Here is an 18421-nt window from a genome sequence, read left to right on the forward strand (position 1 = left end):
GACGGGTTAACGACCTGGCGGCCCGGCAAGGAGACCGTCAGGGAAGATCTGTGCGAGGCTGGATCCCGTCTGCGATGCGCCGTTCGGGAAGCCCCCCTCCGAACGGTCATATAAAAAATGCAAATGAGACGAGTTTTGATATACGATTAAAGTATGACGGCTTGTTGACGGCGCCGCGCCCACGGCGTCGCCGCTTCACGCGGCGCGCCGCTGAAGGGACGGAAAGGGCTGCGGAGCGCCGGACATCCGTCCGGAAGCAAGGGGTGTGTGTACCGTTTCGACGAAGCCAGGACGCTCCGCGCAGCCGTTATCCGCCAGCGTCCCGTCAGGTGGCCCTGTTCAGGCCTTACCGGGACCCGCGCCCCCGGTTTCCCGGGCGCGCGACGGTCGGAGAGGACGAGCCACTACAGGCTAAGACACATCCTTTTGCCTCCAACCACGCCGACGGCGGGCGGGTCTGGCCAGCAACCAGATCCCCGGACCGTCCGAGTATCCCCCTCGGACCTCCACCGCTCGACCGCCCCCCGCCGCCGCAATCGGTCGCTGGCCAACGCGCCCTTTCCCCGCGACGAGGTGCAGTCATTATGGCGGCGGTTCCAACGCCGGGGATCGGGCGGCGTGTAAAAGTGACAAGGCGTTGACTATGTTGGGATCCGCCCCGCCAACGCCGAGCGTTCACGCCCGCCAATCCCCGTAAAACCGCTCCCAGAGAAAGAGGGCTGAAGCGCGAAACCCTCTCCCAGAGGGAGAGGGCGGGGCCCATCGCTTGCGATGGGAGGGTGAGGGGTTACGGCCCTTTGACACCGATCGCCCTCTCCTGGCGTCATGACCCCCTTGGAGGCGCGCCATGGCGACGATGAATGTTTCCCTGCCCGACGCGATGCGCGAGTGGGTCGAAGGCCAGACCCAGTCGGGCCGCTATCACAATGCCAGCGAATACGTCCGCGACCTCATCCGTCGCGACCAGGAACGCGCCGACAAGATCGCCCACCTGCAACGCCTGATCGACGACGGCCTTGATAGCGGCGTCGGCGAACGCTCGCTGAAGGAGATCCGCGCGGAGGCGCGGCGGCGGGTGGGTGATAGGGGGCTGTCCTCCCAGGCTGGATCAAGCGGCTAGTATCGCCTCAACAACTGTCTTCATGCCGGTTGGCTGGTAGCCAGTCTCGCGCATCCGCGAGAGTATTAAGTTGCGCAAAATCTCGTACGGAACCGTTGTGAACCGCGCAGCGTACCTCTTGAGTATATCCCGCCCCCTGAAAATTTTGATCCAATTTCCATCGGCCAGCGCGGCTTCATATCTCTCTCTAAGCTCGCGTTCTTTCACCCTTAGCGATGTCTCATTCAAGTCTCCCAGACTCACGGCCTGGAACCGTTCAACGGATCGCCCAACAGCTGCGGTAAGCTCCGCGACTAAGTCACCTTTAGTCGGATCCGTGCCAGTGCTTATGGCGCGTATCAGTGCGTTATTTGCGAACTCGGCAAGCTCATGTCTAAGCAATTGGGGTAAAGTTTCGCGGGCGCACTCACGGAGGTTATCTGCTACGACTTCTGGCGTCTGGCCACCAGCGGTGGACAATGAAGAAACTACGCTAGATACTATCTCTGGAACCAAAAAGTAGTTCTCTATATGGTAGACGTCCCACGTGAAGGTATTTGACTTATGTGGGGCTTCAAAATCTGTATCTTTGTCTGTGATTGCGAAGAATTTGAACGGTAAAAGTCCTTTCTCGGACGCTCGTTCGAGGGTTTCGTGTAGTGCTCGAACCCTGACTTTATTTGATCCTGAAATCAGATTTGCCTTTTCCTGTAATTCTGGAAAGAGGGATCCTGTGACTTTCTGATCGAATTCGGAGTCGCCGCCGCCCTCGAAGATGATGACTTTTCCGCCTGGACGATAAGCGGCAAGATCTCCGACAAGGTCGACGAGCGCTAGTTCCAAGTCTGCGGTGACGGCTAGCGGCTTGAGTTGGGTTTCGCCGGGCTGGACGACCCCGCAGGGAAGCATGTGAAATACGTCGTACGCCTCTCTTCCTACTACCTCCCGCAATAGCGCGTCGGAATGAGAAACCAGCCAGATTTGATTGCCGAGCGCCTTGCCCAGATTTTTTTCGTAAAACTGTGGCAATCCACGGATCAGGCGCGGGTTGAGGTGAAGTTCTGGCTCATCGAGAAGAATGATTGAATGGTTAGGAGCGGAATTTCTAATCCTCAGATACCCATAAAGTATTTCCTTTTCTCCGGCGCTTAGCTCGTCAAGGTCATGGGTTGATCCTGAGGCAGTCTGGACGGGGAACGTCAAGGCCCCATCAGGAGTTGGCTTTGGCCCAAGAAATTCCTTGTCGGGGAAGAATGTGGTGAAGAGCTCCTTGAGTGTTTCAATAAGTGTAACGCCGCCGCGAGATTCTACACCCGCTTCTCGCGATAGTATTTCTCGCAAATACGTTGCGGCAAGCTCGCTCTTAACTCCAACATATTTATTTTGAGAGTTGTAAAGCGTGCTTTGGCTTTTCTGTTGTTTGTTTGCATCAAGGTCTAGATTTACGCCCTGAACATGTTCTCTGTTGTAGTGGCGCTGAGCGCCATGGTAGTCTATGACCCCAATTTGTTGCGGCCTGTAGGTGCTAAAGATAACTGTAAGCGCAATAGATTGGACGATATTGGGGATGCCGCCCACCGGGATGAAGCACTCGCCCCGGATGACCTCGTTCGATAATTCAGCCATCAATAGTGGCTTCACTTTGGCAACCTCCGCAAGCACCTCAGGTTCGCGGTCTCGGAACTGAGCGGCGAACATAGCCATACGGTAGCCGCCCCACTCGTATGCCTCGGGCAGAATGCGCCGCCAGATAACCTCCCGAAGAACTTCATCTGCATTCGATGAGATGTATACGCGCTCTGCTTGGGCTAGGCGAAAGTCGCATGCGATACGCAATTCTTTATTTCGATCGTTGAACATCGCTTTAAAGTCACTGGATCGATTGGATAGTTGAATCTGAAATTCTCCCATCCATTGCTGCCATTCATTCTGTTGATATCCGCCATATACAGACTTAAGAAGTCTAACGGCATCGAAAATGCAAGACTTTCCAGATCCATTCTGGCCAGCTATTATGATGGTATTTCCCAAATCTCGAAGATCGACTTCTCTAATCCCGCGAAAATTGGAGATTTTCAGGTTCTCGATTTTCAAAATCAACCTCAGCGAATGCGCAGCCGTGCCTCGCGTTAAGCTAGCGGCGGTCCAGCTTTGCAGCAAGTTGGAGAACGAGGTTATGTAGTCGGAGTTGCGGGAAAGACGGTGAGGGAGTTGCACTAACTATGCACCAATCACGGGACTCAGCCGCCCTCCCCCGGTGAGGAACGCGAGGTCCCTCCCGCCTCACCCCATCCCCGACACCAGCCCCAGGTGCTCGACGAACGGTTCGAAATCCCGGTCGCTGAACAGCAGGGCGTGGCCGCTCTCCAGGCAGCGGGTGGCGATCAGGGTGTCGATGGTCTTGCGGGGCGTGACGCCCAGGGCGCGCAGAGTCCGGTAATGTCGCGCGGCCTGCAGCGCGACGTCGCGGCCGCCGATCTCGACCAGGGTGAAGGCGCTGAGCGCCGCCAGGGCGCGGTCGAAGTCGCGCTGACGCGTGAAGCCTTGCAGCACCTCGGTCAGGATCAGATCGCCGACGACCAGGGGCTCGGCGCCCAGCAGGCTGTCCAGGCGCTCGACCTGCGGAGTCGAGACGCCCCGGAAGAAGTCGATCCAGACGCTGGAGTCGACGAGGATCACCCGTCGGTCCGCATCGCGTCGAGGTCGCCCTCCCAGGCCAGCCGGCCGCGCAGCTCGCGCACCGCCGCCTGACGGCGCAGGTCGAGCAGGGTCCTAAGGCCCAGCTCCACGACCTCGCGCTTGGTCTTCAGGCCCGTGGCCTTGAGGGTCTCGGCCATCAGGGCGTCATCGATGACGATGTTGGTGCGCATGATGTGTATCCGGTGTCGTCGCTATACACATAGCATGGCGGGGGCGGTCTTGCCACTGCCGGCCCCCTCCACCGGCGTTCGCCGGTCCCCCTCCCCCCGTGGGGGAGGAGAGGAGCTACGATGAACTGTTCGCCCGCATGGCTTCTGGATCGCCCTGCCAGTCCAGCGCGCCGCGTAGCGCTCGCACCGCCGCTTGACGGCCTGTGTCGCGCATCATCCTGCGCGTCACCGAGATTGACGTGATCGTAAACCCTGGGGTTGATCGTGTGTGGGGCGCAATTTATGGCTTTGGCGCCCAGAGGGACCCGAATGCTCCGACCTTGTCGCTCGCTTGTGGTCGTCCTGGCCTTGGCTGTTACGGCCTGCAATCCCGCCGAGAAGCCCGACTATGGTTGGGATAGGACGCCCGCCTCGCAGCTCCGGGCGGTTGCGGGACTGGTGCTGGGGGTGGGCCAGGCCGGTAGAACTTCAGCCAAGATTTCGCTGGTCTGTACCGAGTCGCGACGCATGCATCTTGTGATCAGAGGTGTCTTCCCCGATCGGCAATTCTTCGAGCTGCCGAGGCGAGATGTTGTCGAGGTTCATATCGGGCCGTTCACGGGCCATGATGTCAACGCGGCGAGGACGGGGGTGACAACCATCTTGGATGGGCGAGTTTTGTCGTCTGTTTCCGATGAGCTGAGCGATGCAGTGCTGAATCGGATTGCTCTCGAATTGGCGGAAAACCCAGATGGAAGAGTTGTCGCCTTTGGTATCCGCGAGACTCTTCTCTACTTCGATCTCAAGGTCTCGCCTGGCGCCTTGAAGCGTTTCGTGAGTGAGTGTCAGGTGCGCGCCTGAGGGCGGCGGCGGCGGGTCATCGCTATACTCGCCCCCTCCGCGCTGACGCGCTCCTCCCCCGGAGGGGGAAGAAGGGCGCGCGTTTGCTTCCGCCCGCCTCTGGGGGCGGACGACCTGCGGAGCAGGTCAGGTGGGGGGAGGCGGTCCCCTACAGCCGCTTCTTCCGGAACGCCTCGGCCTGCTCCGCCCGCAGCTCGGCGCGCACCCGTTTGGGGGCGGTCTTGTCGACCGCTTCGCCCGGGGCGGTGAGGACCTCGTTGGCGAATTCCAGGTCCATCAGCTTCATGCGCTTGATCTCGTCGCGCAGGCGGGCGGCGGTCTCGAATTCGAGGTTGGCGGCGGCCTCGCGCATCTTGGCCTCCAGGTCCTTGAGCGCGGCCTTGAAGTTGTCGCCGCTGAACGGGCGGTCGTCGGTCTCCGACATGCCCATCGGCACCAGCACGCGGTCGCCGCGCTCGTAGGGGCTGTTGAGGATGTCCTTGATGTCGCGCTTGACGCTCTCGGGCGTGATGCCGTGTTCGAGATTGTAGGCGTGCTGCTTCTCGCGGCGGCGGGCGGTCTCGGCCATGGCCCGCTCCATCGAGCCGGTGACCCGGTCGGCGTAGAGGATGACCTTGCCGTCCACGTTCCGCGCGGCGCGGCCGATGGTCTGGATCAGGCTGGTCTCCGAGCGCAGGAAGCCTTCCTTGTCGGCGTCGAGAATGGCGACGAGGCCGCACTCCGGAATGTCGAGGCCTTCGCGCAGCAGGTTGATGCCCACCAGCACGTCGAAGTGGCCCAGGCGCAGGTCGCGAATGATCTCGATGCGCTCGATGGTGTCGACGTCGCTGTGCATGTAGCGGACGCGGATGCCCTGTTCGTTCAGATATTCGGTCAGGTCCTCGGCCATCTTCTTGGTCAGGACGGTGACCAGGGTGCGGTAGCCCTTGGCGATGGTCTGGCGGATCTCGTCGACCACGTCGTCGACCTGGCTGGCGCCGTCCTTGGAGACGGGGCGCACCTCGACCGGCGGGTCGATCAGGCCGGTGGGGCGGATGACCTGCTCGGCGAAGACGCCGCCGGCCCGCTCCAGCTCCCAGGCGGCCGGGGTGGCGCTGACGTGCACCGACTGGGGCCGCATGGCGTCCCACTCCTCGAACTTGAGGGGGCGGTTGTCCAGGGCCGAGGGCAGGCGGAAGCCGTATTCCGCGAGCGTCCATTTGCGGTTGCGGTCGCCCTTGTACATGGCGCCGATCTGCGGAACCGTCTGGTGGCTCTCGTCGGTGAAGAGCAGGGCGTTGTCGGGGATGTATTCGAAGAAGGTCGGCGGCGGCTCGCCGGGTTTGCGGCCCGACAGATAGCGGCTGTAGTTCTCGATGCCGGCGCACGAGCCGGTGGTCTCGATCATCTCCAGGTCAAAGGTCGTGCGCTGCTCCAGGCGCTGGGCTTCCAGCAGCTTGCCGTTGGCGACCAGCCAGTCGAGGCGCTCCTTCAGCTCCTTCTTGATCTCGACAATGGCCTGCCGGAGCGTCGGGCGCGGGGTGACGTGGTGGCTGTTGGCGTAGACCTTGATCATCTCAAGGTCCGCCGTCTTCTTGCCGGTCAGGGTGTCGAACTCCGACAGGGCCTCGACCTCGTCGCCGAACATCGTGACGCGCCAGGCGCGGTCCTCGTAGTGGGCGGGGAAGATCTCGATGGTGTCGCCCCGGCGGCGGAACGTGCCGCGCTCGAAGGCCTGGTCGTTGCGCTTGTACTGCTGGGCCACGAGGTCGGCGATCAGCTGCTTTTCGTCCACCCGCTGGCCGACCTCCAGGGTGAAGGTCATGGCGGTGTAGGTCTCGACCGAGCCGATGCCGTAGATGCACGACACCGAGGCCACGACGATGACGTCGTCGCGCTCCAGGATCGCCCGGGTGGCCGAGTGGCGCATCCGGTCGATCTGCTCGTTAATCGAGGAGTCCTTCTCGATATAGGTGTCGGTCCGGGGGACGTAGGCTTCCGGCTGGTAGTAGTCGTAGTAGCTGACGAAGTACTCGACGGCGTTCTCCGGGAAGAACGACTTCATCTCGCTATAGAGCTGGGCGGCCAGGGTCTTGTTGGGGGCCAGGATCAGGGCAGGGCGCTGGGTGCGCGCGATGACCTGGGCCATGGTGAAGGTCTTGCCCGAGCCGGTGACGCCCAGCAGCACCTGGTCCTGGTCGCCGTTCTCGATGCCCTCCACCAGTTCGGCGATGGCGGTCGGCTGGTCGCCGGCGGGCTGGTAGTCGCTGACCAGCTTGAACTTCTTGCCGCCCTCGGACTTGTCGGGCCGCGAGGGGCGATGCGGAGTCCACAGCGCCGGGATCGCGCCGCCGGGAACCGTGTCCAGGACGAAGGGCGTCGAGACGTCGGAGACGCCGGAGGTGTCGCGAGAAGGCATGGGCTCAAGTTAAGAGCGCGGGTCGTCGAACGCTAGGGGGCCTGCTGACGGGGAGTGGCAGCAGGCTGGCGGCAGGCCCCGTCGCTTACGCCGCCATGTTGGCGATGTGCTGGCGGTTGATGCGGATGACGCCCAACTGCTCCAGCGACAGCAGCAGGCGCCACAGCTGCGACAGCTCCAGCCCCAGTGACCGGCGCATGGCCGGGCTCTCCAGCGCCTTGAGGTCGATGGCGAGGCCGGCGCTGAGCCCGCTGCGCTCGCCGTCGTCGTCCTCCAGCGGTCCCATGCGCTCGACGAGGCCGCGGGCGACCAGCGCCTTGAGGCGGCGGCGGACCGTCTCGCTGGAGACGTTCAGCGCGGCGGCCACGCCCTCGATCGACACCGGGTGGCGCTCGTCGCCGGCCTCGGGATCGTTCAGGTCGGCGCGGCGGCTGGCGGGCAGGTGCTGCAGATTGGCGGCGGCGATGGTGTGGACGATCAGGAACTCCAACGGGTCCAGGTCCAGCGCCCGCTGGCGGGCGTCGATCCAGTTGAGGACGAAGGTCGTGGTCGTGCGGCGGACGGCGCGGGCGACATCGCTGGGGATCAACATGCGGGGCGTCTCCGAGGGGGGAAGGGTGAGCGGCTCACCAGGGGATGGGCTGGCCGTCATGGGCGAAGAAGCCGCCGCTATCGGCGGGCTCCAGCTGGGACAGCACCTTGAGCAGGCGCTGGGCGGCGTCGTCGGGGGTGAACAGGGTCCTGGGCGAGCGGGCGAAGGGTGCGCTGAGCGGGGTGGCGACCGTGCCGGGGTGCAGCGCCACGCAGACGGCGCGCGGGCGCTCGCGTTGCAGTTCCAGCGCCTGGCAGCGGATCATCATGTTCAGCGCCGCCTTGCTGGCGCGATAGGCGTGCCAGCCGCCCAGCCGGTTGTCGCCGATGCTGCCGACCCGCGCGGAGAGCGCGGCGATGACGCTCGGCTCGTCCTTGGGGAGCAGCGGGGCCAGGTGCTTGAGCACCAGGCTGGGGATGACGGCGTTGACCTCGAACAGGCGCTGCATCGCCGCAGCGCTGACCGCGCGCATGCTCTTTTCCGGCGTCAGATCGGTATCGTGCAGCAGGCCCGTGGTGATCAGCAGCAGGCTGAGGCTGCCCCGCTCGCGCAGCTGCCGGGCGAGATCGGCGAGGGCGGCTTCGTCCAGCAGGTCCAGCGCGAGGAACGGGGTGCGGGGATCCTCGGGCCAGTCGTCCGGACGGGCGCGGCCGACGCCGACGACGGCGCTCCAGCCGGGCTCGGCGGCCAGGCGCGCCACGAAGGCGCGGCCAAGACCGCCGCTGGCGCCCACGACGACGGCGAGGCGTCCGCTCATGCGGGCAGGCTCGCCAGTAGCGCGCCGACCAGCAGAGACCCGCAGGCGACGACGGTGAGCGGCAGGCGCAGTTTGCGGTACCAGTCGGGTAGGGTGCGGGCGGTCATGTCCCACACGCCCTGCGCCGCGAGCGCGACGGCGAGGCCCAGCAGGCCGGCCGCGACCAAGGCGGACGAGCCGGCGCCGGCGACCAGCGCTGCGACGGCGAAGCCGACGATCGGCGGCGCCATGGCGATCACCAGGGTGGCGATATCCGCCCGCGCGCCCAGCGCGGCTTGCGCCGCCCGGACGCCGCCGAGAAAGGCGAGGATCGCGCCGGCGTAGGCGGCCTGGGCGATCCAGGCGGTCCCCGCCGGCAGCGCGCCGACCAAGAACAGAAGGGGCGGGGCCACGAACGGGATCAAGCCCAGGGCGCCGAGCACGGCCATGGCCCTGGCGACGCCGGCCTCCGCGCGCGGGGCGTTATCGCTACGAGGCTCGAGGATATGGATCGCGCCGTCCATAAGGCGTCTCCCTCGGTCAAACCGGATCGAGGGATATTTAGTGTATCAACTGGTATAAAGAAAGGGCGGCGAACCGCTTAAGGGTTCGCCGCGACGTTTAGCGCCAATCCGCGGCCGCCAGAACCGGCGCCGGCGGCTCGTCGGTTCCCCAGACGGGCGGCGATACGGCGAAGGCGCGCAGGAACGCCCCGCAGGTGCTGGCGATCAGCTTCTCCAGGTTCATGGCGCGGAGATGCGCGCCCTCCAACTGGTCCTGATGCAGGCAGGCCAGCAGCAGCGGCGAGACCAGTTGCAGCGCCGCCATGCGCGGATCGACATCGGCCCGCATCTCCCCGCGCGCGATGTGCAGTTGCAGCCGCGCCTCCAGCGCCTGCAAGGTCGGCTCGACAATATGCTCCAGGGCCGGGCGGCCATAGCTCGGGTCCATCAGGCCCTCGGCCAGGCTGAGGGCGAACACATCGCCCAGGCGCACCGTCTTCTCGGCCCGCAGCGCGTTCACCAGGCTGCGAGCATAGGTGTAGATCGAGGCCTCGAAAGGCAGATCGCTCAGGCGCTGGGCGTTGAGGCCCGGGCGGCCACGGCGCAGACACTCCTCCAGCACCGCATCGATGACCGCACGGCGGTCACCAAAGTAGTGCCGCAGAGTCGGCGGCGACACCTCGGCGGCGGCCGCAAGGTCACGAAAGCTCGCACGCTCGCCACCCCGCGCCATCAGGTGCAGCGTAATCTTCTCCAACAGGTCACGGCGCTTGGCCTCGTGATCGAGATCCTTGGCGCCCTTGGTTCTGGACAAGGTGAACGCACTCCTTCGCGGCCAAGATACCGTCGCCGCCCAGGCGGCGCAAACCTTGGCCCCCTCGGAATCCCCAGGGTCCGGCGGGCGCGTGGCCTTTGAATGGCGCCGCGCCACCATGCCACGCATCAAGTCATTCCGGCCTTTTTCTAAGCGCCCGGTAGGTCTCTACGGGCAGGCCGCCGACGCCCCAGTTTTCAAGCGCGACCTCATCGATTACGACGAAGGTCGTGTTCGGATCCTTGCCCAGAACCTCGCTGAGAAGGGTGGTCACGCCCGCGATCAGGTCAGCCTTCTGTTCGGCCGTGACGCCTTCGCGGGTCACCTGGATGTTCACATAGGGCATGGGATCAGCCTTTCTCGATAATCTGGAAGACCTTGGCGATGATCCGCCAGCGGCCGTCTTCACGGACGAGTGTCAGCAGGTCGACGAAGTCGCGCGCGCCCAGCGTGCAACGTACGCGCACCGCGGCGGCGTTGGGCCCGGCGAAGGCGATCTCGTCGATGATGTCCCGGCGTGGATCCGCCGAAGCCGCGGGCGGGGTGCGCCCGCGCACCACCTCGAAATAGGTGGGCATGTCACGATAGAGCGCCGGGCTTTCGTCCGCCGTGGCGTAGATCGCCCGGGGATGAAACACCTCCGCCAGCAGATCCACGTCGCAGGCGTAGAGCGCGTCGAAGTACTTCTGGAGGACGTCCTGGACACCGGCGAAGTCGCTCAAGGTGTCTCGGTACGGCGGCGAAGCTTCCAGGCGATGGCGAGCGTCCTGGGCGTAAGGTGTCATGGCGTGGTCTCCGGTTGAGGGCCACCGCGCAGGTATGATTACGCGTTACGCTTGCCTACCTGGTTTCCAATGGTTACTGCGCTTTGACGTTTCCTGGTGGTAACCGAGCGTTTGGCATGGTCCTGAAAGTCCGAAAGAATCGCAGCGCGCCGCCGCCCGAACCGTGCGCGCTGACGGAGTGCATGGCCGTCATCTCCGGCGCATGGGCTCCGAATGTGATCTGGCATCTGCGCGCCGGCCCAAGGCGGTTCAGCGAGCTGCGGACCGATATCCCGCCGGTGTCGGCCAAGGTGCTGTCCCAGCGGCTCAAGGAACTGGAGGCCCGGGGTGTGCTCTCGCGAACGATCCAGCCCACCTCGCCGCCGTCAGTGGAATACGCCCTGACGCCGCTAGGCGAAGGACTCGTTCCGGCCTTGGAGGCGATCGTGGCGGTCGGGCATCGGCTCAAGGCGGCGCATGCGGCTGAGCGCGCATGAGTCGCGAGGCCTCGGCCCTCCCTAGCGGGGGTCCAGGCTCCGAAGATAGGCCTTCAGGTCCGCCCGCTGATCGTCGTCGAACTTGACCTGCGGCATGCGCGGATGAGTAGGCGGGGAGCCTTCCTCGGGCGGCGATTGCGGCGACAGCATGCCTTCAGAGAGCACGCGATCCAGGCCGCCGGGCGGGTAACGCAGGTAGAGCTTGGCGAAGGCCGGCGCGCCGGTGAGGGGGCTCTTCAGCCCGCTCACCGCGTGACAGCCGCCGCACTGGCGCTGGGCCAGCTTCTGGCCGTTGACCGCTGAGGCCTGGGCGCTGGCGGCCGTCGCCGTGGCGGCAAGACCGCCGGCCAGGAGTGAGGCGGCGACGAGCGTGCGGATCGGACGCGGCATGGCGGGCTCCTGTTCGCAGCGAAGTCTAGAGCCATCCGGGCGTCAGGTCAGTCGGTAAGAACACCTACCGCCCTGACAGCGAACGGCGTTCGGGGGGGGCGTTGACTCGCTCAAATGCTGTGTGACATACAGTGTGTATCGCACACCATGTGCCACACACTATGCGTCACACACCCCATGCCGACTGATACGGACATCTTTGAATCGCTCCGCCAGGAGCTGCGGCGGGGGACCTTGATCCTCGCCGTCCTCGCTCAGCTAAGGGAAGAGCGCTACGGCTACAGCCTGCGTCAGGCGCTCTCGTCTGTGGGCGTAGAGATCGACGAAGGCGCGCTCTATCCGATGCTGCGGCGGTTGGAAGCCCAAGGGCTGCTGGCCAGCGAATGGCGCGAGGAAGACAAGCGCAAGAAGCGTTTCTATCAGCTGTCGAACGAGGGGAGGGGCGTTCTGGCCCGCCTCGCCGATGAATGGCGCGCGATCAACGCCGCCCTGGAGCCGCTGCTGTGACAGCGGCCACCCTTACCGAAGGACCCCATGACATGAGCGATCTGATCGATCGTTATCTGGGCGCGGTCGCCGCCCTGCTGCCCAAGGCCTCGCGCCAGGACATCGTCGCCGAGCTGCGCGACCTGATAGTCAACCGCGTCGAGGAGCGCGAGGCGGCTCTTGGCCGTCCGCTGGACAAGCGCGAGACCGAAGCCCTGCTGCGCGAGATCGGTCACCCGATCGCCGTGGCCGGCCGCTATGGCCCGCGCACCGCCCTGATCGGTCCCGAGATCTATCCGTTCTGGCTGTTCGGCGTGAAGGTCCTCTTGGCGGTGGCGGCCCTGGCGGCGGTGATCCCGGCGGGCGTGGCCATGCTGACGGCCCATGGCGATGCGCGCCTGGTGATGCGGACGGTCACGGACTTCATCCCCACGGCCCTGACCCTGATTGGCGCAGCGACCCTGATCGGAGCCGCGATCGAGCGTGGCTGGATCGGAACCGAGGGCTTCCAGAACTAGAAGGTCAGTGAACTGCCCCGGGTTCCCAAGTCCAAGGAATGGTTCTTCAAGAGCCGGTTCGATGGCCTTTTCGAGACGGCGGTGACCCTGCTGTTCATCGGTTGGTGGACCGGAGCGGTGGAATTCCCGACGGGCAATGTCATCACCACGCGCGGGGGCGAGGTGGCCCTGACCTTCTCGCCCATCTTTCAGGCGCTCTACTGGCCCATCCTGGTCATGGCGGTGGTGCAGGTGGTCTCGGGTCTGATCCTCGTGATGAAGCCGGGCTGGGTGCGGGCGCGGGCGGGCGCCGAAATCATCGGCGCGCTGATCGGTTTGGCCATCGCCGCCGCTCTCTGGCCGGCCATGCCGCTGGTCACTCTCGTTGCGCCGGAGGCGACGGTGGCTGGCTTGGCCAATCTGCAGAAGACGGTGGACCTTACCTTCCAGGTCGCGCTGTGGGTCGCTGTGGCCACCAATCTGCTGAAGCTGATCGTCGACACCTGGCGGCTGATCCGGGGGCGTTAGCTCAGGTCGCGCGGGGCGCTCTCGAGCTCCTCGCGCATCCCCTTGTCGTTAACCTTGTGTCGTTGCCGAGTAACGATAAGTCCCGTTTCAGATTCCCGCCTGATGGGTTGAGCAAAGGCGCGACGGGGCCTTGGCGGCCGCAAAAAAACGACGATCGGACGTGTCCAGCTTTTCGCGAGGATTCAAGGCGTTAACGTTTCGACTGTGCGGCGCTTAGGCGCAGGCGCCATGTTGCGGCGCGGCAAGTGCTTGCGAGTCGGTCATGGATACGTCATAAGCCGCTACAAGCAGGATCTTGGCCACAGCGTGATACGGCCAGTCCTCCGCTTCGGAAGAGTCTCCGCCAGTGATTTTTGCGGGGTTTCCGGGGCGCTTTTGTCGGGGAGCCGGAGGCTCTCGCCGCGCAGGACACGAGTTTTGTATATCAAGTCGCAGACGCGCGCGGACGCGCGCGGGCTGGTCGGCGCCGTATTGGTGGGGTCCATCACGGGCCTCGCCCTTGGCGGCGTTTACCTTCTGGGTGGCCTGGCCCAATCGGCCTCGACCCACGCCCGCGTCGCCCGATTGGCGGAAGGCGCTTCGGGGGATTTCTCCGAAGCGGCGATGCTCAGCGCTTCTACGCGTATGGACCCCGGCGCGCTCGCCGTGGCCAAGCGTCATGATCCCCAACTTTTCGCTGCCGTCGATCAGCGTGATCGCCAGTCGGCGATGCTGGCCGCCCGCCTTGAAGGCGCCGGTTCTGCCCTGCTGCCCGGCCAGAGCGGCCGCACCGGCCCGCTGATGCTGCGCGCCAGTTTCGGCACGATGTTCAACGGCGCGGGGGCCGGTCCGTTCCAGATCGGCAACGCCCTGCAGAGCTCGCGCGAGCTCGAATGCCTGGCTCAGGCGATCTATTACGAGGCCAGGGGCGAGACCCCCAGCGGTCAGGCGGCCGTGGCTCAGGTGGTGTTGAACCGCGTGCGCCACCCGGCCTTCCCGAAGTCGATCTGCGGCGTCGTGTTCCAGGGCGCCTACAATCGCACGGGCTGTCAGTTCAGCTTCGCCTGCGATGGCTCGATGCGCCGCGCCCGCGAGGGCGGCGCCTGGAGCCGCGCCCGCAAGGTCGCCGCCCGCGCCCTGGCCGGCACAATGGCCAGCGAAGTCGGCTCGGCCACCCACTTCCACACGGTCAACGTCTCGCCGGGCTGGGGTCCGCGCCTGCTGCGCGTGACCCAGGTGGGGATGCACATCTTCTATCGCTTCGGCCGCCGTGGCGGGGGCTCGAGCCTGTCGCCGACGGTCGACGATATCGCGCCGTCCGAGATCGCCAGCCTGACGGCCGACGGTCACGGGCCCGTGGCCTATACCACCCTGGCGCGCCTGGAACCGGGCGCCAGCGCCCCGGGCGTAGGCGGTCCGATCGGTCCGGTCTCCGAGCCGGCCTCCGCGCCGAACGTCGCGCCCGCGAAGGCTCCGACCCTGACGCCCGTCAAGTCGATGGCGCCGGCCAACGACAAGCCGGTGCTCGAAGGCCTTAAGGCTACAGTAGGGGCCGGGAGCGGAGCTGCTTCCTGACGCTGCCGGGCATGTGGCTGGTGGCGAAGCGCATCTGCTTCGCCCGCTTGCCCACCAGATAGTGCAGCGCCTTGCCGTGGGCGGCCTCCCAGACCACCTGGGCGGCGTCCTCGACGGGATAGACCTCCAGCCCGCCGGCCTTCAGCGACTCTGACATCGACTTGTTGGAGCCGTCCGAGGCCGCGTTCAGGATCGGCGTCTCGACGAACCACGGCATGACGCAGGCGACGCTGACGCCATAGGCGGCGTACTCGACGTCCAGCGCCTCCGACAGGCCGCGCACCGCGAATTTGGTGGCCGAATAGACCGCCAGCTTCGGCGAGCCGTAGAGCCCGGCGCATGACGCGACGTTGATCAGTCGCCCGCCTGCGGCCTTCAGCAGCGGCAGGCCGGCGCGGGCGCCGTTGATCACGCCTTTGATGTTGATGTCGATCTGGATGTCGCAGTCGGCGTCCGACATCTCGTTCAGCATGCCGAACCGGGCGACGCCGGCGTTGTTCAGCAGAGCGTCGGCCTTGCCGCCGGTCTCGCGGCCGAACTCGCCGATGGCGTTCTCCCAGGCCTCGCGGTCACGGACGTCGAGATGATGGATCGAGCCGTTCTCGGGGCTGATGGCCAGCAGCGCCGCTTTCAGTCCCGCCTTGTCGATGTCCGACAGGCCGACGAACCAGCCCTCCTGGGCGAACCGCTTGGCGCACGCCAGGCCGATGCCGCTGGCCGCGCCCGTGATGAAGATGCTCTTGCGCCCGTTCGCCGGCATGGACCCCTCCCGTATCATTGTTATCAATGATCAGATGCCGAACGGGCGGAGGGGTCAAGGGGGCTGTCGCGGCCTTCGCTCCCCCGCCGTCGCGAGGGAGCCTCTGGCCGGGACGGATCAGTCCGTCTGGTCGTCGACCTCGGCCTCGGGGCCGTTCTTCTTGATCGACTCGATGGCGTTCTTGGCCGAGGCCTTGGACGCGTAGCCCTCGGTCCAGAAGATGGTTTCGCTGTTGTAGGTGAAATAGGCGACGAACTCGCCGGCCTTGTTCTTCTTGATGATGAACTTGTGGGCCATCGGCGCTTCTCCTTTGCGGATCTGATTTCTCGTCGGCCCCACCCGACGAGTAAGCGTCGCCCTGGCGACGAGGGCTGTCAATCGCGGCCTTGCCACGTCCGGCGCGCGCCGCCGATGATGAGGCTTAACTTTCCGCCGAGTCTTCACCTCATGTCGCAAGATCGTCTCGACCAGCTTTCGATGGACCTGCTCGGTCGCCGCTACGAAGACCTCAACGACGTCCAGAAGCGCGTCATCGACCTGATCCTGGCCGAGCAGCCGTCGGACCCGCGCGCCCTGCTCGACGAGGGCACCTTCTGGACGCGCCTGGCCGACAAGGTCGCGGCCATCGGCGGTTCGTGGAGCTTCATCGGCGGCTTCACCCTGGCGCTGCTGCTGTGGATCGGGCTGAACTTGGCTCTCAAGCCGATGCACCTGGCGTTCGACCCCTATCCGTTCATCTTCCTGAACCTGCTGCTCTCGACCGTGGCGGCGATCCAGGCGCCGGTGATCATGATGAGCCAGAACCGTCAGGCGGCGAAAGACCGCCTGACCGCCGAGCACGACTATGCCGTCAACCTGCGGGCCGAACTGGAGATCATGCGGGTGATCGACAAGCTGGACGCGCTGCGCAGCGACGAGCTGATGGTGCTGTGCCGCGAGCACGCCGCGCGCCTCTCGGTGCTGCAGGAGGAGGTGGCGATCCTGCGGGCGGAGCGGGGCGGGTGAAGCTGATCCTCGCCACCGCCCAGTTCGCCATCTCGGCCGACATCGACGCCAATCAGGCGGCGATCGAGCGCCTGATGCGCGAGGCCCGGACGAGGGGCGCGGATGTCGTCCATTTTCCGGAAGCGGCCTTGTCCGGCTATGCGGGCGTCGATTTTGCGAGCTTCGAGGGCTTCGACTGGCCGCGTCTGGAGGCGGCGACCCGCCGCGTCGTGGCGCTGGCGGGCGAGCTTGGACTCTGGACGATCCTGGGTTCGGCCCATCCGCTGTCCGAAGGGCGCAAGCCGCACAACTGCGCCTATGTCATCGACGCCTCGGGCGCGCTGGTGGACCGCTACGACAAACGGTTCTGCGCCGGCGACGCTGGGGGCCTGACCGGGGATCTCGCCCACTACACGCCGGGCGACCACTTCGCCGTCTTCGAGATCAAGGGCGTCCGCTGCGGCGTTCTGATCTGCCATGACTATCGCTATCCGGAGCTCTATCGCGCCTATCACGGGCGAGGTGTGCGGCTGATGTTCCACGGCTTCCACGCGGGCGGGTTGCCGGTCGAGCGGTTCGCGGCGATGCAGGCCGATGTCGGCCGCCATCACCTGACGGGCGGGACCACACTGCCGGCGATCACCATGCCGGCGGGGATGATCGCCAGCGCCTCGAACAACAACCTCTGGATAAGCTGTCCGAACTCGGCGGCGCCGAAAAGCTGCTGGCCGTCTTTCGTGGTTCGGCCGGACGGGGTGATCACCGGCGCGCTGGAGCCCGAGACCGAAGGGGTGCTGCTGTCGGTGATCGACCCCGACGCGGCGATCTACGACAGCACCGTCGCCTGGCGCGATCGGGCGATCGACGGGGTGCTGCATTCGGGCGAGGTCGTGGACGATCCCAGGTCGAGGGATCGGACGGGGCTTTAGGTGTCGGCTTGGCGAGCCCCCAATGGGCCCCCTCCGTCACGTCGCCTATCGGCGCCGCGCCACCTCCCCCGTTTCACGGGTGAGGAGGAAGCCGCAACCCTCCTGCCCCGCTTGCGGGGGAGGTGGCGCGCGGCGAAAGCCGCGTGACGGAGGGGGCGCTTTCTCGCCCCCCGCTATCCCGCACGCGCCCGTCGCAGCGCCTGGGGCGGCTGGCCGAACGCGCGGATGAAGGCCCGCCGCATCCGCTCGGGATCGCCAAAGCCCGTCTCCAGGGCCACGTCCTCGACCTGTAGAGGCTGGCTGTCCAGGAGGGCGCGGGCGGCCTCGACGCGCAGGCGCTCGATGGCCTTGGCGGGGGTGACGCCGGTCTCCTGGGCGAACAGGCGGGCGAAGTTGCGGGGGCTCATGGCGGCGCGGTCGGCCAGTTGCTCGACGGTCAGGGGCTCGGACAGGTTCTGGCGGGCCCAGGACAGCAGGGCGTCGAAGCGGCCGGGGCGCAGGTCGATCAGGGCCGAGTGCTGCGACTGGCCGCCGGGGCGGTGGTGATAGACCACCAACTGTTGGGCCGTCCGCCGCGCCACCGCCTCGCCCTCGTCGGCGCCGATCAGGGCCAGGGACAGGTCGATGCCGGCGGTGATGCCCGCCGAGCTCCATACCGACCCGTCCTGAATCCAGATGCGATCGGGCTCGAGCCTGATGTTCGGATAGCGACGCTGGAAGTCCTTGGTCCGGCTCCAGTGGGTGGTGGCGCGCTTGCCGTCCAGGAGGCCGGCCTCGGCCAGGACATAGGTTCCCGAACAGACGCTGGCGACGCGCCGTGACGAGCGGCCAGCCTCGCGCACGAAGGCCAGGGTCTCGGGACAGGTGGCGGGAACCTTCACCGCATCGCCGCCGGCGATCAGCAGGGTGTCCAATTGCGGGGCCTCGGCCAGGGCCTTGGTCTGGACGACCATGCCCGAAGTGCTCGGGACGAGGCCCCCGCGCAACGACAGGAAGTGCAGGCTGTAGGCGCCCGGCGACAGCCGTCCGGCGATCTCGAACGCGGCGATCGGGCCGGTGGCGTCCAGCAGCTGGAAGCCGGGATAGACAAGAAAGCCGATCGCACGGGGCATGTCGGGGGCTCTGGCTGAAATTGCGGGAACTATGTCATTTCCGCCAGACGCTAATCGAACCATGGTGT

At 65.7% G+C, this 18421-nt stretch carries 21 protein-coding genes and 3 pseudogenes; 9 read left to right on the forward strand and 15 right to left on the reverse strand.

Going from position 1 to position 18421, the window contains the following annotated elements:
- Positions 1-192: 192 nt before the first annotated feature.
- A pseudogene (locus tag CSW63_RS23325) lies at positions 193-415 on the forward strand (hypothetical protein); the annotation flags it as partial.
- 21 nt (positions 416-436) lie between these two features.
- On the opposite strand, the pseudogene CSW63_RS24105 reads toward CSW63_RS23325, so the two are convergent.
- Positions 437-583 (reverse strand): annotated as a pseudogene (locus tag CSW63_RS24105) (hypothetical protein); the annotation flags it as partial.
- A gap of 264 nt (positions 584-847) precedes the next feature.
- Here CSW63_RS24105 and CSW63_RS06530 point away from each other — a divergent pair.
- Entirely contained in the window at positions 848-1120 is a 273-nt protein-coding gene (locus CSW63_RS06530) for a type II toxin-antitoxin system ParD family antitoxin (protein ID WP_062093606.1), read from the forward strand.
- On the opposite strand, the gene CSW63_RS06535 is transcribed toward CSW63_RS06530, so the two are convergent.
- The 3 genes from CSW63_RS06535 to CSW63_RS06545 all read right to left on the reverse strand — a co-directional run bounded on the left by CSW63_RS06535 (position 1109) and on the right by CSW63_RS06545 (position 3969).
- On the reverse strand, positions 1109-3193 hold the full coding sequence (locus tag CSW63_RS06535) for an AAA family ATPase (RefSeq protein WP_168193614.1): 2085 nt from the start codon (positions 3191-3193) through the stop codon (positions 1109-1111). The genes CSW63_RS06530 and CSW63_RS06535 overlap by 12 nt on opposite strands.
- A gap of 189 nt (positions 3194-3382) precedes the next feature.
- Positions 3383-3778: a PIN domain nuclease gene (locus CSW63_RS06540; protein ID WP_099503885.1), complete on the reverse strand. Its 396-nt coding sequence runs from the start codon at positions 3776-3778 to the stop codon at positions 3383-3385.
- A complete protein-coding gene (locus CSW63_RS06545) occupies positions 3775-3969 on the reverse strand; it encodes a type II toxin-antitoxin system VapB family antitoxin (RefSeq protein WP_062098451.1) in 195 nt (64 codons plus the stop codon). The genes CSW63_RS06540 and CSW63_RS06545 overlap by 4 nt, the downstream gene beginning before the upstream one ends.
- 507 nt (positions 3970-4476) lie before the next feature.
- On the opposite strand from CSW63_RS06545, the gene CSW63_RS06550 reads away from it, so the two are divergent.
- Positions 4477-4809 (forward strand): hypothetical protein, encoded by a 333-nt coding sequence (locus CSW63_RS06550; RefSeq protein ID WP_127846944.1) that lies wholly within the window; start codon positions 4477-4479, stop codon positions 4807-4809.
- A gap of 148 nt (positions 4810-4957) precedes the next feature.
- On the opposite strand, the gene uvrB is transcribed toward CSW63_RS06550, so the two are convergent.
- From uvrB to CSW63_RS06585, 7 genes are all read right to left on the reverse strand, one after another.
- Entirely contained in the window at positions 4958-7207 is a 2250-nt protein-coding gene (gene uvrB, locus CSW63_RS06555) for an excinuclease ABC subunit UvrB (RefSeq protein WP_062098447.1), read from the reverse strand.
- A gap of 85 nt (positions 7208-7292) precedes the next feature.
- Entirely contained in the window at positions 7293-7859 is a 567-nt protein-coding gene (locus CSW63_RS06560) for a DeoR family transcriptional regulator (protein ID WP_062098445.1), read from the reverse strand.
- The gene (locus tag CSW63_RS06565; protein WP_062098443.1) at positions 7834-8556 is read right to left on the reverse strand and encodes an SDR family NAD(P)-dependent oxidoreductase; all 723 of its coding nucleotides are present in this window, start codon (positions 8554-8556) and stop codon (positions 7834-7836) included. The genes CSW63_RS06560 and CSW63_RS06565 overlap by 26 nt, the downstream gene beginning before the upstream one ends.
- A complete protein-coding gene (locus CSW63_RS06570; protein WP_062098442.1) occupies positions 8553-9059 on the reverse strand; it encodes a DUF3429 domain-containing protein in 507 nt (168 codons plus the stop codon). The genes CSW63_RS06565 and CSW63_RS06570 overlap by 4 nt, the downstream gene beginning before the upstream one ends.
- Before the next feature lie 97 nt (positions 9060-9156).
- Positions 9157-9852, reverse strand: a complete 696-nt coding sequence (locus CSW63_RS06575; RefSeq protein ID WP_099503881.1) for a TetR/AcrR family transcriptional regulator — start codon at positions 9850-9852, stop codon at positions 9157-9159.
- 133 nt (positions 9853-9985) lie between these two features.
- Positions 9986-10198, reverse strand: coding sequence for a 4-oxalocrotonate tautomerase family protein (locus CSW63_RS06580; RefSeq protein WP_062098440.1), 213 nt, complete (start codon positions 10196-10198; stop codon positions 9986-9988).
- A 4-nt stretch (positions 10199-10202) separates the two neighbouring features.
- Entirely contained in the window at positions 10203-10574 is a 372-nt protein-coding gene (locus CSW63_RS06585) for a nuclear transport factor 2 family protein (RefSeq protein WP_062098459.1), read from the reverse strand.
- 179 nt (positions 10575-10753) lie between these two features.
- Here CSW63_RS06585 and CSW63_RS06590 point away from each other — a divergent pair, with 179 nt between their 5' ends.
- On the forward strand, positions 10754-11113 hold the full coding sequence (locus CSW63_RS06590) for a helix-turn-helix domain-containing protein (protein WP_062098438.1): 360 nt from the start codon (positions 10754-10756) through the stop codon (positions 11111-11113).
- Between the two features lie 21 nt (positions 11114-11134).
- Here the strand turns inward: CSW63_RS06590 and CSW63_RS06595 are convergent, their stop codons facing one another.
- A complete protein-coding gene (locus CSW63_RS06595; RefSeq protein WP_062098436.1) occupies positions 11135-11503 on the reverse strand; it encodes a cytochrome c in 369 nt (122 codons plus the stop codon).
- 177 nt (positions 11504-11680) lie between these two features.
- Here CSW63_RS06595 and CSW63_RS06600 point away from each other — a divergent pair, with 177 nt between their 5' ends.
- From CSW63_RS06600 to CSW63_RS06610, 3 genes and pseudogenes are all read left to right on the forward strand, one after another.
- Positions 11681-12010 carry a PadR family transcriptional regulator gene (locus CSW63_RS06600; protein ID WP_168193615.1) on the forward strand — a complete coding sequence of 110 codons (330 nt, stop codon included), beginning with the start codon at positions 11681-11683 and terminating at the stop codon, positions 12008-12010.
- A pseudogene (locus CSW63_RS06605) lies at positions 11971-13014 on the forward strand (hypothetical protein). Before CSW63_RS06600 ends, CSW63_RS06605 begins: the two are co-directional and overlap by 40 nt.
- Before the next feature lie 417 nt (positions 13015-13431).
- Positions 13432-14568 (forward strand): cell wall hydrolase, encoded by a 1137-nt coding sequence (locus CSW63_RS06610; protein WP_062098430.1) that lies wholly within the window; start codon positions 13432-13434, stop codon positions 14566-14568.
- Here CSW63_RS06610 and CSW63_RS06615 read toward each other — a convergent pair.
- The gene (locus CSW63_RS06615; RefSeq protein WP_168193616.1) at positions 14534-15355 is read right to left on the reverse strand and encodes an SDR family oxidoreductase; all 822 of its coding nucleotides are present in this window, start codon (positions 15353-15355) and stop codon (positions 14534-14536) included. The two genes, CSW63_RS06610 and CSW63_RS06615, sit on opposite strands and share 35 nt — an antisense overlap.
- A 90-nt stretch (positions 15356-15445) precedes the next feature.
- Positions 15446-15625: a DUF1508 domain-containing protein gene (locus CSW63_RS06620; protein ID WP_062098426.1), complete on the reverse strand. Its 180-nt coding sequence runs from the start codon at positions 15623-15625 to the stop codon at positions 15446-15448.
- A 150-nt stretch (positions 15626-15775) separates the two neighbouring features.
- Here CSW63_RS06620 and CSW63_RS06625 point away from each other — a divergent pair, with 150 nt between their 5' ends.
- Entirely contained in the window at positions 15776-16333 is a 558-nt protein-coding gene (locus CSW63_RS06625; RefSeq protein ID WP_062098424.1) for a DUF1003 domain-containing protein, read from the forward strand.
- Complete coding sequence (locus CSW63_RS06630; RefSeq protein WP_062098422.1) at positions 16330-17241, forward strand: carbon-nitrogen hydrolase family protein; 912 nt, start codon at positions 16330-16332, stop codon at positions 17239-17241. The genes CSW63_RS06625 and CSW63_RS06630 overlap by 4 nt, the downstream gene beginning before the upstream one ends.
- Positions 17242-17414: 173 nt before the next feature.
- Here the strand turns inward: CSW63_RS06630 and CSW63_RS06635 are convergent, their stop codons facing one another.
- Positions 17415-18353, reverse strand: a complete 939-nt coding sequence (locus tag CSW63_RS06635) for a GlxA family transcriptional regulator (RefSeq protein WP_062098420.1) — start codon at positions 18351-18353, stop codon at positions 17415-17417.
- Positions 18354-18421: the final 68 nt, after the last annotated feature.

The sequence above is a fragment of the Caulobacter sp. FWC26 genome (assembly GCF_002742645.2).
In the GTDB taxonomy this organism is placed as follows: domain Bacteria; phylum Pseudomonadota; class Alphaproteobacteria; order Caulobacterales; family Caulobacteraceae; genus Caulobacter.

Bases quoted from the DNA above. Each gene is read 5' to 3' on its own strand.
- CSW63_RS06590 (WP_062098438.1), top strand. From the start codon at position 10,754: ATGGTCCTGAAAGTCCGAAAGAATCGCAGCGCGCCGCCGCCCGAACCG.
- CSW63_RS06625 (WP_062098424.1), top strand. From the start codon at position 15,776: ATGTCGCAAGATCGTCTCGACCAGCTTTCGATGGACCTGCTCGGTCGC.
- CSW63_RS06545 (WP_062098451.1), bottom strand. From the start codon at position 3,969: ATGCGCACCAACATCGTCATCGATGACGCCCTGATGGCCGAGACCCTC.
- CSW63_RS06530 (WP_062093606.1), top strand. From the start codon at position 848: ATGGCGACGATGAATGTTTCCCTGCCCGACGCGATGCGCGAGTGGGTC.
- CSW63_RS06560 (WP_062098445.1), bottom strand. From the start codon at position 7,859: ATGACGGCCAGCCCATCCCCTGGTGAGCCGCTCACCCTTCCCCCCTCG.
- CSW63_RS06600 (WP_168193615.1), top strand. From the start codon at position 11,681: ATGCCGACTGATACGGACATCTTTGAATCGCTCCGCCAGGAGCTGCGG.
- uvrB (WP_062098447.1), bottom strand. From the start codon at position 7,207: ATGCCTTCTCGCGACACCTCCGGCGTCTCCGACGTCTCGACGCCCTTC.
- CSW63_RS06565 (WP_062098443.1), bottom strand. From the start codon at position 8,556: ATGAGCGGACGCCTCGCCGTCGTCGTGGGCGCCAGCGGCGGTCTTGGC.
- CSW63_RS06570 (WP_062098442.1), bottom strand. From the start codon at position 9,059: ATGGACGGCGCGATCCATATCCTCGAGCCTCGTAGCGATAACGCCCCG.
- CSW63_RS06580 (WP_062098440.1), bottom strand. From the start codon at position 10,198: ATGCCCTATGTGAACATCCAGGTGACCCGCGAAGGCGTCACGGCCGAA.
- CSW63_RS06595 (WP_062098436.1), bottom strand. From the start codon at position 11,503: ATGCCGCGTCCGATCCGCACGCTCGTCGCCGCCTCACTCCTGGCCGGC.
- CSW63_RS06550 (WP_127846944.1), top strand. From the start codon at position 4,477: ATGCATCTTGTGATCAGAGGTGTCTTCCCCGATCGGCAATTCTTCGAG.
- CSW63_RS06620 (WP_062098426.1), bottom strand. From the start codon at position 15,625: ATGGCCCACAAGTTCATCATCAAGAAGAACAAGGCCGGCGAGTTCGTC.
- CSW63_RS06635 (WP_062098420.1), bottom strand. From the start codon at position 18,353: ATGCCCCGTGCGATCGGCTTTCTTGTCTATCCCGGCTTCCAGCTGCTG.